The sequence below is a fragment of the Rhodococcus sp. NPDC059234 genome (assembly GCF_042754225.1).
GTDB lineage: Bacteria > Actinomycetota > Actinomycetes > Mycobacteriales > Mycobacteriaceae > Rhodococcus_G.
The window spans coordinates 1-13654 of record NZ_JBHZAH010000127.1 but is presented as its reverse complement, the minus strand read 5'-3'; the positions used below and the strand labels follow the sequence as shown (position 1 = coordinate 13654).

General features: G+C 70.2%; 14 protein-coding genes. 8 read left to right on the top strand and 6 right to left on the bottom strand.

Annotated elements, in window-relative coordinates; genetic code table 11:
- Positions 1–41: 41 nt before the first annotated feature.
- Together greA and ACFXGJ_RS21020 are read right to left on the bottom strand one after the other, a co-directional pair.
- Positions 42–536, bottom strand: coding sequence for a transcription elongation factor GreA (gene greA / locus ACFXGJ_RS21025; RefSeq protein ID WP_378420177.1), 495 nt, complete (start codon positions 534–536; stop codon positions 42–44).
- A 289-nt stretch (positions 537–825) separates the two neighbouring features.
- The gene (locus tag ACFXGJ_RS21020) at positions 826–1254 is read right to left on the bottom strand and encodes a DUF4307 domain-containing protein (protein WP_378624202.1); all 429 of its coding nucleotides are present in this window, start codon (positions 1252–1254) and stop codon (positions 826–828) included.
- Between the two features lie 211 nt (positions 1255–1465).
- Here ACFXGJ_RS21020 and mca point away from each other — a divergent pair, with 211 nt between their 5' ends.
- The 4 genes from mca to ACFXGJ_RS21000 all read left to right on the top strand — a co-directional run bounded on the left by mca (position 1466) and on the right by ACFXGJ_RS21000 (position 5664).
- Complete coding sequence (mca, locus tag ACFXGJ_RS21015; protein WP_378624200.1) at positions 1466–2368, top strand: mycothiol conjugate amidase Mca; 903 nt, start codon at positions 1466–1468, stop codon at positions 2366–2368.
- On the top strand, positions 2365–2673 hold the full coding sequence (locus ACFXGJ_RS21010; RefSeq protein WP_378624198.1) for a hypothetical protein: 309 nt from the start codon (positions 2365–2367) through the stop codon (positions 2671–2673). The genes mca and ACFXGJ_RS21010 overlap by 4 nt, the downstream gene beginning before the upstream one ends.
- Before the next feature lie 13 nt (positions 2674–2686).
- Positions 2687–4711 carry a thioredoxin domain-containing protein gene (locus ACFXGJ_RS21005; protein ID WP_378624196.1) on the top strand — a complete coding sequence of 675 codons (2025 nt, stop codon included), beginning with the start codon at positions 2687–2689 and terminating at the stop codon, positions 4709–4711.
- A gap of 203 nt (positions 4712–4914) precedes the next feature.
- On the top strand, positions 4915–5664 hold the full coding sequence (locus ACFXGJ_RS21000; protein WP_378624194.1) for an ESX secretion-associated protein EspG: 750 nt from the start codon (positions 4915–4917) through the stop codon (positions 5662–5664).
- Between the two features lie 12 nt (positions 5665–5676).
- Here the strand turns inward: ACFXGJ_RS21000 and ACFXGJ_RS20995 are convergent, their stop codons facing one another.
- Positions 5677–6342 (bottom strand): hemolysin III family protein, encoded by a 666-nt coding sequence (locus ACFXGJ_RS20995; protein ID WP_378624192.1) that lies wholly within the window; start codon positions 6340–6342, stop codon positions 5677–5679.
- A gap of 169 nt (positions 6343–6511) precedes the next feature.
- On the opposite strand from ACFXGJ_RS20995, the gene ACFXGJ_RS20990 reads away from it, so the two are divergent.
- Positions 6512–7279, top strand: a complete 768-nt coding sequence (locus ACFXGJ_RS20990) for an isoprenyl transferase (RefSeq protein ID WP_378624190.1) — start codon at positions 6512–6514, stop codon at positions 7277–7279.
- A 24-nt stretch (positions 7280–7303) separates the two neighbouring features.
- Here the strand turns inward: ACFXGJ_RS20990 and ACFXGJ_RS20985 are convergent, their stop codons facing one another.
- Complete coding sequence (locus ACFXGJ_RS20985) at positions 7304–7927, bottom strand: TetR/AcrR family transcriptional regulator (RefSeq protein WP_378624188.1); 624 nt, start codon at positions 7925–7927, stop codon at positions 7304–7306.
- 136 nt (positions 7928–8063) lie between these two features.
- Between ACFXGJ_RS20985 and ACFXGJ_RS20980 the strand changes: the two genes are divergently transcribed.
- Positions 8064–9398 carry a flavin-containing monooxygenase gene (locus tag ACFXGJ_RS20980; protein ID WP_378624185.1) on the top strand — a complete coding sequence of 445 codons (1335 nt, stop codon included), beginning with the start codon at positions 8064–8066 and terminating at the stop codon, positions 9396–9398.
- A gap of 36 nt (positions 9399–9434) precedes the next feature.
- Here the strand turns inward: ACFXGJ_RS20980 and coaA are convergent, their stop codons facing one another.
- Positions 9435–10367: a type I pantothenate kinase gene (gene coaA, locus ACFXGJ_RS20975; protein WP_378624182.1), complete on the bottom strand. Its 933-nt coding sequence runs from the start codon at positions 10365–10367 to the stop codon at positions 9435–9437.
- Positions 10368–10459: 92 nt separating this feature from the next.
- Here coaA and ACFXGJ_RS20970 point away from each other — a divergent pair, with 92 nt between their 5' ends.
- Positions 10460–11689, top strand: coding sequence for a DUF885 domain-containing protein (locus ACFXGJ_RS20970; RefSeq protein WP_378624180.1), 1230 nt, complete (start codon positions 10460–10462; stop codon positions 11687–11689).
- A gap of 23 nt (positions 11690–11712) precedes the next feature.
- Here ACFXGJ_RS20970 and ACFXGJ_RS20965 read toward each other — a convergent pair whose 3' ends face one another.
- Positions 11713–12186: a nuclear transport factor 2 family protein gene (locus ACFXGJ_RS20965; RefSeq protein WP_378624178.1), complete on the bottom strand. Its 474-nt coding sequence runs from the start codon at positions 12184–12186 to the stop codon at positions 11713–11715.
- Between the two features lie 191 nt (positions 12187–12377).
- Between ACFXGJ_RS20965 and glyA the strand changes: the two genes are divergently transcribed.
- Positions 12378–13654 (top strand): serine hydroxymethyltransferase (gene glyA / locus ACFXGJ_RS20960; RefSeq protein WP_378624176.1); only part of this gene is annotated, 1277 nt, incomplete at its 3' end.

Below are 13654 nucleotides of genomic sequence, written 5' to 3'. Positions count from 1 at the left end.
GCGCATGCCCGGGCCGGGGTTTCCTCGTCGTGTGGGGCAGCTCAGCTGTGGTACGGCTCCGCGCTGAGCAGCGTGACCTTCATGGTCTTGCCGTTCGGCAGCGTGTACTCGCGGGTGTCGCCGACCGCCGCGTTGAGCAGCGCGCCGCCGAGCGGGGAGTTCGGGGAGTAGACCTCGAGCTTGTTGTCGCGGGCACCCTCTTCGCGGGTGGCGATCAGGAAGGTCTCGGTGTCCGACTCGTCGCCGTCGTAGTAGACCTTGACGACGGAACCGGGCAGGGCCACGCCGGACTGGGTGGGGGCCTCGCCGACCTTGGCGCTGTTGAGCAGCTCCTGGAGCTGGCGGATACGAGCCTCCTGCTGGCCCTGCTCCTCGCGGGCCGCGTGGTAGCCGCCGTTCTCCTTCAGGTCGCCCTCTTCGCGCCGCTCGTTGATCTCGGCTGCGATGACCGGACGGTTCGCAATGAGCTGGTCGAGTTCGCTCTTGAGCCGGTCGTGGGACTCCTGGGTCAACCAGGTCACCTGGGTCTCGGTCATGCTCGATCACTCCTCGTAGTCGGAGCCCTTGCGGGCGCCCCGGACGGACCACCGAAATCCAGTGGTCGGCGGTGGCAAGGCGCGCGGTCCCCCGGCTGATGTGATCCCCCGGTCGGCTCAGTCATGTGAGCAGTGCACCCTGCCGCCTTGCAGCTGTGCAATCACACAGCAGTACGCAAATGCAGCAATACACGGTTCCAACCGGAACCGTGTATCGACGTATTCTAGCACGAGCTGGGATTTCGCCCCGGAGACCGCAGGCAGCCCGGGCGGGCGGTGGTGTGCCCGATCAGCTCCCGGCGAGGTACTCCGGGACGTCCGCGCCGCAGCCGTAGATGTCGGCGATGCCGGGCGCCTGGGAGGTTCGGATGAAGGTCGTCAGGTCGACGGTGCCACTGTCCGACGGCGCCACGTACACCTCGCGGCGGCCCGTCTCGGAACCGTCCCGGGAGCGGGCCCGGACGATGCAGACCGCGGGCTCGGAGGGTTCGTCGCGGGTCACGGTGAACCGGATGTTGATCGTCGAGTCGTTGACGATGTCGTAGGAGATGACGCTGGTCGAGATGTCCTTGTTGTCGAACTTGTTGTACGCGTAGTACGCCAGCGCGGTGCCGAGCAGGACCACCCCGATGGTGAGAACGATCGCCATGATCCGCGACCCGTGCAGGCTGCGCTGGGTAGGCGTCGGATAGCGGTCGGCGGGCAGCGTCTCGGTCATCGGCTCAGCTCTCGTGAAGCGGTCCGGGCGAGTTGCCCCACCCGGTGGGCACCCCCGCGGGGTCCGGGCGGGGCCACGGCTGACGCTGGAGGTATCGGGTGGAACTATAGGGGAAGGACAACGGCGACCCGTTGGCGCGGTACGCGTCGAGGGGCGACGCTGTCAGGCAGGCCGACGATGGCTACAGGCGAAGCTGAGGTGAAGGAACACAGTGAGCGGATTGCGTCTCATGGCCGTGCACGCCCATCCCGACGACGAGTCCAGCAAGGGGGCCGCGACGACGGCCCGCTATGCGGCCGAGGGCAACGACGTGCTGGTGGTGACCCTGACCGGCGGCGAACGCGGCGACATCCTCAACCCGGCGATGGACGTGCCAGGCGTGCGCGACCGGATCAGCGAGGTTCGCAAGGAGGAGATGGCCGCGGCGGCGCGCATCCTCGGTGTCGAACAGACCTGGCTCGGCTTCGTCGACTCGGGACTGCCCGAGGGCGATCCGCTGCCCCCGCTGCCCGAGGGCTGCTTCGCGCTGGTGCCGCTCGAGGAGTCCACCGAGGCGCTGGTGCGGGTGATCCGCGAGTTCCGGCCGCACGTGATCACCACGTACGACGAGAACGGCGGCTACCCGCATCCCGACCACATTCGCTGCCACGAGGTGTCGATGGCCGCCTACGAGGCGGCCGGCGACCCCGAGCGGTTCCCCGACGTGGGGGAGCCGTGGGAGGTGCAGAAGGTCTACTACTCGCACGGGTTCATCCGCAAGCGCCTGCAGTTGTTCCAGGAGGAGTACGACCGCCGGGGCGAGGAGTTCCCGATGGCCGAGTGGCTCAAGAAGTGGAAGACCGAGCAGGGCGACCTGATGGCCCGCGTCACCACCCAGATCACCTGCGGTGACTTCTTCCCGCAACGTGACGACGCCCTGCGCGCGCACGCCACCCAGATCGACCCCAACGGGTCCTTCTTCGCGGTGCCGCTCGAGATGCAGCAGAAGATCTGGCCGACCGAGGAATTCGAGCTGGCGAAGACCCGGGTCCGCACGGCGATTCCGGAGAACGACTTGTTCGCCGGCATCGATCACGTCGGCGTGGCACCCGGCCATCAAGAGGAGACGAAGTGATTTTGGCAAGTGCGACGGTCGACTGGCTGGCGCAGACCCCCGGCACCCCCACCGGCCCCGAGTTCGGCAAGGCCTCGCCGGTCGGGCTGGTCCTGATCCTCGCGCTGCTGGCCGGCACGGTGCTGCTGATCCGCTCGATGAACCGGCAGCTGCGCAAGCTCCCCGAGACCTTCGAGCCGGAGCACCCGGAGGCCGATCAGGCCGCCGACGAGGGCACCGATCGCGGCGCGGCGGTTCCGCCCGCCGAGCCGACCGCCCCGGACGAGCCGAACAAGCCGGAACCGCCGACCCAGGCACCGAGCTAGGCAGGCGACCGCGGTGAACTCGGACGCCCGCTCACGCAACACCCTCGGCGGGGCGACCAGTCCGTACCTGCGCCAGCACGCCGACAATCCCGTGCACTGGCATCAGTGGGGGCCGGACGCGCTCGCCTGGGCGGCCGAGCGGGACGTGCCGATCCTGCTGTCGATCGGGTACTCGGCCTGTCACTGGTGCCACGTGATGGCGCACGAGTCGTTCGAGGACGAGGCCACCGCCGCGGTCATGAACGAGAACTTCGTCTGCATCAAGGTTGACCGGGAGGAACGCCCGGACCTGGACGCGATCTACATGAATGCGACGGTCGCGACCACCGGTCACGGCGGGTGGCCGATGACGTGTTTCCTCACCACGACGGGCGAGCCGTTCTACTGCGGCACCTACTACCCGCAGACCCCGCGCGGCGGGATGCCCTCGTTCGCCCAGTTGCTCGAGGCCATCACCGAGACCTGGCGCGAGCGCCGCGACGACGTGCAGCGTGCGTCGGCGTCCATCACCGCCGAACTGCGGACGGGCGCCGCGGGCGTCCCGGCGGGGGCCGCGCCGCCCGATGCCGACCTGCTCGGTGCCGCCGTGGCGACGGTGCTGCGGGACGAGGACACCGAGCGGGGTGGGTTCGGCGGCGCGCCGAAGTTCCCGCCGTCCGCGCTGCTCGAGGGGATGCTGCGCGGCTACGAGCGTACGGGCGACGGCGCGGTGCTGGCGGCCGTCGAGCGGACCGCGTCGGCGATGGCCCGCGGCGGCATCTACGACCAGCTCGGGGGCGGATTCGCCCGGTACTCGGTGGACGCCGAGTGGGTGGTACCGCACTTCGAGAAGATGCTCTACGACAACGCCCAGCTGCTGCGGGTGTACGCGCACCTGGGCCGGCGCACCGGTACCCCGCTGGCGCTGCGGGTGGCGGCCGAGACCGCGGAATTCATTCTGCGCGAATTGCGCACGGCCACCGGCTGCTTCGCGTCCGCACTGGACGCCGACACCGAAGGCGTCGAGGGACTGACCTACGCGTGGACGCCCGACCAGCTGGTCGAGGTGCTCGGGTTCGAGGACGGGATCTGGGCGGCCGGACTGCTCGCGGTCAGTTCGGCGGGGACCTTCGAGGCGGGCACCTCGGTGCTGCAGCTGCCCGCCGATCCCGACGACCCCGAGCGGTGGGAGTCCGTGCGCACCAGGCTCTTCCGCGCACGGTCCGGACGTCCTCAGCCGGGCCGTGATGACAAGGTGGTGACGGCCTGGAACGGCCTCGCCGTGACGGCCTTGGCAGAGGCCGGCGCCGGGCTCGGTCGCCCCGACTGGATCGCCGCCGCCGCCGACTGCGCGCGCTACCTCCTCGACGAACACCTGGTCGACGGGCGGCTGCGCCGGGCGTCGCTGGGCGGGGTGGTCGGCGACGCGGCGGGGGTGCTCGACGATCACGCCGCGCTCGCCACCGGACTGCTCACCCTGCACCAGGCCACGGGGGAACTCGAATGGCTGACCCGCGCACAGGAAGTCGTCGAACTTGCGCTCGCGCACTTCGCCGATCCCGACGAGCCGGGGTGCTGGTTCGACACCGCGGACGACGCCGAGCGGTTGATCGCCCGGCCTCGCGATCCGTTCGACGGGGCGACCCCCTCCGGTGCGTCCTCGGTTGCCGAGGCCCTGCTGGCTGCCGCCGCCCTCTCGGAACCCGAACTCTCGTCCCGGTACGCACTCGCCGCCGCGAACACCCTCGACCGCGGGGCGCCGCTGCTGGCCAGGGTCGCGCGTTCGGCCGGGCACTGGCTGGCGGTCGCCGAGGCATCGCTGCGTGGGCCGCTCCAGGTGGCGGTCTCGACGACGGACCCGAGGTCCGAACTGCTCGCCGTCGCGCGCCGGGCCGCGCCGGGCGGGTCGGTGGTGATCGGGGGCACCCCCGGCTCGGTGCCGCTGCTCGTCGACCGCCCACCCGTCGACGGCGCCGACGCGGCGTACGTGTGCCGCGGCGTCGTCTGCGACCGGCCGGTGACGGGGGCCGAGGAGTTGGCGGACGTGCTGTCGGGCTGACCGCGGAGCGGTCGGACCGCGGCGAACGCCTGCGCGGGCCTGCCACGGCGCGGGTTTCTCGGGCGGGTTGGCGGTGGGGGACATGACGTGCGCGCGGAACATGGCCTCGGTGCCGAGTCTCGCGGGGAACGCCGTCCGGCGCGGTAGGCGCGACGCGGTGACCGGTGGCGGAACCGATCGTCGCGACGGTGCGTCTTACGGGCGTGACTGATCAGTGGCGATTCACCGCACTGGAATTCGACGTGCTGTGGCGGCACCTCGGCCGCGACCGGCTGCCGTATCCGATGCGGTTCCGCGGCGAGGCCGCGACCGAGGACGACTTCCAGCAACAGCGACGGGCCGCCGCGCGGCGGGTCCTGCCACGCCTCGACGAGGCCCTGCATGCCGCGCTCTCGGCGCTCGCCTCGCCGATCGTGCGCGTCGAGGTGTGCGGCTTTCACGGCCGCGGTCTCGAATCGACGGTGCGGGCGCACGCGGGAGTGTCCGGTGAGCGCGCAGCGCTCGCGCGCCAGGACCAGGGCGCCGATCTCGACGACGGCGGCGACGTCGTGCTGTCGGCGGTGCCGGCCGGCCGCGTGGCGGCGCGCATCGCGGCGGTGCTGCCGTCGGCGCGGCGCGGCACCGGTCGCGGCGTCGCGTCCGCGATTTCGAGGCGACGGTCGGGGGCGGACGGATCGCTGATGCTCCCCGCCGCCAGGCTCGGACACGAGGAGGCGTGCGACGAGTTCTTCGCCCGCCCACGAACGGGACTCGGCGAGATCGGCGTGTTCGCGGGCCCGGCGCTCGACTGGCGGCCGACCGCGGAGGGGCGGGTCGTGCAGTGGATGGACTTCGAGGACGACGGTCGCTATCTCGTCGGTGGCACCGACGCCGTCAGCGCCGTGCCCGCCGGGGGCGACGAGATCGCGTCCGAGGTGGGGCGGCTGATCGGACTCACCCGCGGCGAGGCGTGAACGGCGCCGACGTCAGCCGAACACCACCAGGCACACCGCGACGTAGTGACACAGGGCCGCGACGACGGTGCCGGCGTGGAAGAACTCGTGGTGGCCGAAGGTCGCGGGCCACGGGTCGGGCCACTTGGTGGCGTACAGGACGGCCCCCACGCTGTAGAGCACGCCGCCGACCGCGAGCAGCACCAGCGGAGCCCAGCCGACCTCGCGCACGAGCTGGCCGGCGACCGGCACGATCGCCCAGCCGAGCAGCAGGTACAGCGGCACCCCGACCCAGCGCGGCGCCGTCGGCCACAGCATCTTCAGTGCGACACCCGCCAGCGCGCCCGCCCACACCACCACGAGCAGGGGCCTGCCAGTGCTCGGGGGCAGGGCCAGCATGGCGAACGGCGTGTAGCTGCCGGCGATGAACAGGAAGATCATCGAGTGATCCGCGCGCTTCATCCAGATCCGGGCGCGGACGGTCGGCCAGTGCACGCGGTGGTAGGTCGCGCTCACACCGAACACCCCGCAGACCGTCAGCGCGTAGATCGCGGTGGCGAATCCGGCCCTGGCCGACTCGCCCGCGGCGAGGACGACGAGCGCCGCGCCCGCGACGACCGCGACGCCGAACGCCCACAGGTGAATCCAGCCGCGCAGCCGCGGCTTGACCGGTGGCGTGTCGAGGTCCAGTGCGGTCATTCGCTGCTCCCGTGGTCGCCGACGGCGAACCTACGGTTCCGTAGGTTCGGGTGTCGGCCACTGTACCTGCACCGGAAGTCGGCCGGTACGGGGTGAGACGCCGATTACACCGGTGCCCGTCGGAACCTCGTGAGCCCGGCGTAATGTGGGCTCCCGTGGTGATGTCCAGGTGAAGCCGTCGAACCTGCTCTACAGCATCTACGAGCGTCGGCTCACTCGGCAGCTCGAAGGCCTGCAGCAGCCTCGGCACGTGGCGGTGATGTGCGACGGCAATCGTCGCTGGGCGCGGGAGAACGGGTTCACCGATGTCGCGCACGGCCATCGCATGGGCGCGCTCAAGATCGCGGAGTTGCTCCGCTGGTGCGACGACGCCGGCATCGAGATGGCCACCATCTACCTGCTCTCCACCGAGAACCTGCGGCGCGACGCCGAGGAGCTGGACTCGCTGCTCGAGATCATCACCGACGTGGTCGAGGAGATCTCGGGGCCGGACCAGAACTGGTCGGTGAAGATCGTCGGGACCCTGGACCTGCTGCCCGAGGAATCCGCGCGGCGCCTGCGCGAGGCCGCCGACCGTACCGACGGCCGGACCGGGACCCACGTCAACGTCGCTGTCGGCTACGGCGGCAGGCAGGAGATCGCGGACGCCGTGCAGTCACTGCTCAGCGAGAAGCTGGCCGCAGGTCTGTCCGGCGACGACCTGGTCAAGGCGATGAGCGTGGAAGGCATCGACGGGCACCTGTACACCTCGGGTCAGCCCGACCCGGACCTGGTGATTCGGACCTCCGGCGAGCAGCGACTGTCCGGGTTCCTGCTCTGGCAGAGCGCGTACTCGGAGATCTGGTTCACCGAGGCGTACTGGCCGGAGTTCCGTCGCGTCGACTTCCTGCGGGCGCTGCGGGACTACGCGGCCCGGCACCGTCGCTTCGGCACCTAGTCGGCGCGGTCTCGCAGCCTGGTCCTACGGCCCGGTCAGCGCCGGGAACCAGATGTCGGTGAGCACCGCGGCGGCCAGCTCGCGCGGAATCTCGATCGTGCCGTGCACCGCCCAGCGGGTGAAGAACCGCTCGAGCTGCGCGACCAGCAGTTCGATCCGCAGGCGTGCCTCGGTCTGCCCGTCCGGGCCCCACCGGGCGAGATAGGACGGCATCGCACTCGGCAACGACCCGTACGCGCCGCGCGCGATGTCCCGGAAGCCGGGCTCGAGCGCCATCGCCTCGTCCCAGGCGGGCAGGATCGCCCGATGCTCCTCGAACCAGTCGATGGTGCGTTCGACCCAGGCGGTGAACTCGGCCCTGGAGCCGGTCTCGAGAATCCGGTCCAGATCGGTGTAGACGGTGGCCGCGCGCGGCGGGAGGGACTCCTCGCCGACCTTCTGCAGGACGTCGCCCTTGCTGGTGAAATGCAGGTAGAACGTCGCCCGGCTGCAGCCCGCGGCGGCGGCGATGTCGTCGATCTTCACCCGGGCGTAGCCGTTCGCCTCGAACAGTTCGCGCGCGCAGTCGAGGAGGGCCGCCCGCGTTCGGCGCTTCTGCTCGTCCCGGCTGGTCGGCTTCCTGTCGGGTCGATCCGTGGTCTCGCTCACCGCAACACCTCCGGTCGGATCATATGAGTTCGGGTCGAAAGTTTCGCTTGACAGCGTGTCAGCGAATCCTGTTTTATGGCGTACATCACAGGTCGGTGGTGCGTACGGGTCGCGCTGTCGGATCGGAGGGGAACCAATGTCGACATCTCCCACGGTGTGCATCATCGGTGCCGGTTGCTCGGGGTTCACGACCGCCAAGCGGCTCAAGGATCACGGCATCGCGTACGACTGCTTCGAGGAGTCCGACGACGTCGGCGGCAACTGGTACTTCCGGAACCCGACGGGGCGCTCCGCCTGCTACGAGAGCCTGCACATCGACACCTCGTCGACTCGACTGCAGTTCGAGGACTTCCCGGTGCCCGACGACTGGCCGCACTTCCCGCACCACTCGTTGATCCACGGTTACTTCCGCGACTACGTCGACGAGTTCGACCTCCGCGAGACGATCACCTTCGGCACGCGGGTCGAGACGGCCCGGCGCGCCGCCGACGGAACCTGGTCGGTCGTCCTCGACAACGGCGAAACACGCTCGTACGACGCGCTTGTCGTCGCCAACGGGCATCACTGGGATCCGCGGATGCCGGAGTATCCGGGTGCGTTGGACGGCCCGATCCTGCACAGTCACGACTACGTCAATCAGTTCGAGCCCGTGGACATGCGCGGCAAGAACGTCGTGGTGGTGGGGATGGGGAACTCCGCGCTCGACATCGCGTCCGAGCTCTCGCACCGCTCGATCGCCAAGCACGTCTGGGTGTCGGCGAGGCGCGGGGTCTGGGTCCTGAGCAAGTACCGCGAGGGCAAGCCGGCCGACAAGATGATGATGCCGCCGTGGATGCCGCGCAAGCTCGGTCTCACGATCGCCCGGCGCAAGATCAAGAAGTCGCTGGGCCGGATGGAGGACTACGGCCTTCCCGTGCCGGACCACGAGCCGCTCAGCGCGCACCCCTCGGTCAGCATCGACTTCCTGGCCAAGTCCGGGTCGGGTGACCTGACGTGTGTGCCCGCGATCGAGGCGCTCGAGGGTGACCACGTGCGGCTGGTGGACGGCAGGCTCGTGCCCGCCGACGTCGTCGTCTGCGCGACCGGCTACAAGATGAGCTTCCCGTTCTTCGACGACCCGTCGCTGCAGCCCGATGCGCAGCACCGTTTTCCGCTCTTCAAGAGGATCGTGCCGCCGGGTGTGCCCAACCTGTTCTTCGCCGGACTGGCCCAGGCGTCGCCGACCATCGTGAACCTGGCCGAGCAGCAGAGCAAGCTGATCGCGGGCATCCTCGACGGGTCGTACGCCCTGCCGACGACCGAGGAGATGCGCCGCGTCATCGCGACCGACGATGCCGCGAGCCTCGAGCAGTACTACGAGGCGCCGCGCCACACCATCCAGGTCGATTTCGCGCGCTACGTCCGCGACCTGACGAAGGAGATCGACTCCGGGCGCAAGCGCGCGCAGTCCGGGGCCGTGACGGCTCGATAGCCGCGAGATCGCGGTCGGCCGTGTCCTTTTCGGGGCCTAGAGCTTGCGCAGACGCAGCCGGTTGATGGAGTGGTCGGCGTCCTTGCGCAGTACCAGCGTCGCGCGCGGGCGGGTCGGCAGGATGTTCTCGACCAGGTTCGGCCGGTTGATCGAGTTCCAGATGTCGTCGGCCGCAACGGTGGCGTGCTCGTCCGAGAGCGCCGCGTAGTGGTGGAAGTGGGCGTTCGGGTCGGCGAAGGCGGTCTTCCGCAGCGCGAGGAAGCGCTTGACGTACCAGCGCTCGATGTCCTCGATGCGGGCGTCGACGTAGATCGAGAAGTCGAACAGGTCCGAGACCATCAGTCGCGGCCCGGTCTGCAGGACGTTGAGCCCCTCGATGATCAGGATGTCGGGCTGTCGGACGAGGTGGTACTGGCCGGGCACCACGTCGTAGGACCGGTGCGAGTACACCGGCGCGGCAACTTCTTCCGCGCCCGACTTGACCTCGGTGACGAACCGCAGCAGCTTGCGACGGTCGTAGCTCTCGGGGAATCCCTTGCGGTGCATGATGCCCCGCCGGGTCAGCTCCGCGGTGGGGTACAGGAATCCGTCGGTGGTGACCAGGTCGACCCGCGGATGGTGATCCCAGCGGGCCAGCAGCGCCTGCAGCACACGCGCGGTGGTCGACTTGCCGACCGCAACGCTGCCCGCGACACCGATCACGAACGGCACCTGACGGTCGGGGTGCTTCTCGCCGAGGAACGTCGCGGTCGCGGCGAACAGGCGTTGGCGCGCGGCCACCTGCAGGTGGATCAGTCGCGACAGCGGCAGGTACACCTCCGCCACCTCGTCGAGGTCGATCTGCTCGCCGAGGCCCCTCATGCCGAGGAGTTCTTCCTCGGTCAGGACCAGCGGCGTCGACTTGCGCAGAGTTCGCCACTGTTTGCGGTCGAACTCGACGTAGGGGCTGCTCTCGCTCACCCGCGCCATTCGCGTCCCCCGAACTCGGTCTGCATAGCTGGAATTGTGCGCGTCCACACACCGCGCCGGATCGGCGGGTCCGGGCACTACCCTTCAACAGCATGGACCCCGACGCGTTCGTCCGCGAATACCTGCTGCTCGGACTCGGTTTCGACCGGATCGAGGAGGGCTTCGTCGACGCCTACACCGGCGACCCCGCGTTGCGCAGGAAGGTCGAGAACGCACCCGCACCGGACCCGCGCGAGCTGGCGGCCCGGGCCGCCCGGCTGCGGTCCGAACTGCCGGGTGTCGATCTGTCCGCGGACCGGGCGGGCTTCCTCGACGTGCACCTGCGGGCACTCGAGTGCTCGGCCCGCAAGTTCGCCGGTGAGCAGATCGGATTCGTCGACGAGGTGCACGCCTACTTCGACGTCCGGATCGAGCCCGGCAGCGTCGACGACTACCGCGAAGCGCACCGGGCGATGGACGAGGTGCTGGCGGGTGACCGGACCCGGCCGTTGGCCGAGCGGCTGCAGGCGCATCGCGCAGCCGACGAGATCCCGCCGGATCGGCTCGCCGAGTGCGTGGACGCCTTCTCCAGCGCGCTGCGGGATCTGGTCCGCGGCCGCTACCAGCTGCCCGAGACCGAGCGCGTGGAGTACGAGGTGGTGGGGGACAAGCCGTGGTCGGGCTTCAACTACTACCTCGGCGACTACCGGTCCCGGGTCGCGATCAACTCGGACCTCAAGCAGCACATGGCGAATCTGCCGCACCTGATCGCGCACGAGTCGTACCCCGGTCACCACACCGAGCACTGCCGCAAGGAGGCCGGCCTGGTAGGTGCCGGTCAGGCCGAACACACGCTGTTCCTGGTGAACACCCCGCAGTGCCTGATGGCCGAGGGGCTGGCCGACCTGGCCCTTTCGTCGATCGTCGGCGACGGGAGCGGGACCGGCGGAGCGACCCCGGGTCAGGGCTGGGGCCTGTGGGCCCAGGAGATCTACGCCGACCTGGGCCTGCGCTTCGACGGGGAGCGCGCCGAGGCGTTGTCGACGGCGTCGGCCAAGCTGCTCGGGGTCCGGCAGGACGCGGCGCTGCTGCTGCACGACCGCGGGCGCAGTCACGACGAGGTCGCCGAGTTCCTGCAGCGGTGGACCTTGGCGAGCCCGGAACGGGCCAGGCAGTCGTTGCGGTTCCTGTCCTCGCCGCTGTGGCGGGCGTACACGAGCACCTACGTCGAGGGCTACCGACTGCTCGGGGCGTGGCTCGATCGCGGCGAGAGCGTCGACGAGCGTGCGGAGCTGTTCCGGCGGCTGCTCGACGAGCCGTTGATCCCGTCCGCGCTGCGCTGACCGGCGAACCGGTCGGCGTGGGTTCAGCCGCGCGGTGACCAGCCCTCCGGACCGGGACCGAGCGCGGCGAAGGACCCGACGTGTCCGCGGTTGTGCTTGACGCGCCGGGCCAGCCGCCAGGCGCCGCCGCCGCGTACCCACTCGTCGTGATAGTCGCCGAGGGTCTGGAACGTGAGGTCGGCGCGGTCACCCTGGCCGACGTGCAGGTCGCAGACGTAGGCACGGCTCGTGGCGGTGTCGCCGTCGACGTCCACCAGGACGTTGCCGAGCAGGTGCTGCGTCGGACCGCACTCGTCGAGGAACGCCCGGATGGTGGTGACGATCTCGGCGCGGCCGGTCAGCTCGCCGGTGCCGAGGTTGGCGGTCGCCTCCGCGAGGACGAGGTCGTCGAGGGCGGACCAGTCGCGGTCGTCCATCGCGCGCGCGATCCGCGTCAGCACGCGGGCGATCGCGCGTTCGGCGAGCAGGTCGTCGAGTGTCGTCGCGGCTGTGGTCATCGGCGCTCCTGGGCGGTCGCAGCGGGCTCGGGCCGAGCGGCCCGTTGGGACGCTAACCCGGCCGTGCGGCGCTCCTGCGGCTGTGATCTCGATCACCGGGACGCAAATGTGGGTAGGACCCGCGAGTTCGTGCTGTTCGCGCGGTTCTAGACTGGTAGGGCCCCTGCCCGGCTTCCCTTGGAGATTCTTCGATGACCGCTGTGCCCAGCACCGACGTCAACAATGCTTCGCTCGCCGAACTCGACCCCGAGGTCGCCGCGGCGATGAACGGTGAGCTGGCCCGTCAGCGCGACACCCTGGAAATGATCGCGTCGGAGAACTTCGTGCCGCGCGCGGTGCTGCAGGCCCAGGGCAGCGTGCTCACCAACAAGTACGCCGAGGGCTACCCGGGGCGTCGCTACTACGGCGGCTGCGAGCACGTCGACGTGGTGGAGAACCTGGCGCGTGAGCGTGCCAAGGAGGTCTTCGGGGCGGAGTTCGCGAACGTGCAGCCGCACGCAGGCGCGCAGGCCAACGCCGCGGTGCTGATGGCCCTGATGAACCCGGGCGAGAAGCTGCTCGGCATGGACCTCGCGCACGGCGGTCACCTCACGCACGGCATGAAGCTGAACTTCTCCGGCAAGCTGTACCAGGTCGCGTCGTACGGCGTCCGCGAGGACACCCACGTCGTCGACATGGACAAGGTCCGCGAGATCGCCCTCGCCGAGCGTCCCCAGGTCCTCATCGCCGGCTGGTCCGCCTACCCGCGGCACCTCGACTTCGCCGCGTTCCGGTCCATCGCCGACGAGATCGACGCCAAGCTGTGGGTCGACATGGCGCACTTCGCCGGACTGGTCGCCGCGGGCCTCCACCCGTCCCCGGTGCCGCACGCGGACGTCGTGTCCACCACCGTGCACAAGACCCTCGGTGGTCCCCGTTCCGGCATGATCCTCGCCAAGCAGGAGTGGGCGAAGAAGCTGAACTCCGCGGTGTTCCCCGGCCAGCAGGGCGGGCCGCTGATGCACGCGATCGCCGCGAAGGCCGTCGCCATGAAGATCGCCGCCACCGACGAGTTCAAGGACCGTCAGGCCCGTACCCTCGCCGGCTCGAAGATCCTGGCCGAGCGCCTCACCGGCGCCGACGTCGCGGGCAACGGCATCTCCGTGCTCACCGGCGGCACCGACGTGCACCTGGTGCTCGTCGACCTGCGTCACTCCGAGCTGGACGGCCAGCAGGGCGAGGACCTGCTGCACGAGATCGGCATCACGGTCAACCGCAACGCCGTCCCGTTCGACCCGCGCCCGCCGATGAACCCGTCGGGTCTGCGCATCGGCACCCCCGCGCTGGCCACCCGCGGCTTCGGCGACGCCGAGTTCACCGAGGTCGCCGACATCATCGCGACCGCGCTGGCCGCAGGCGCCGGCGCCGACGTCCCGGCGCTGCGCGCCCGGGTGTCCAAGCTGGCCCTCGACTTCCCGCTCTACGAGGG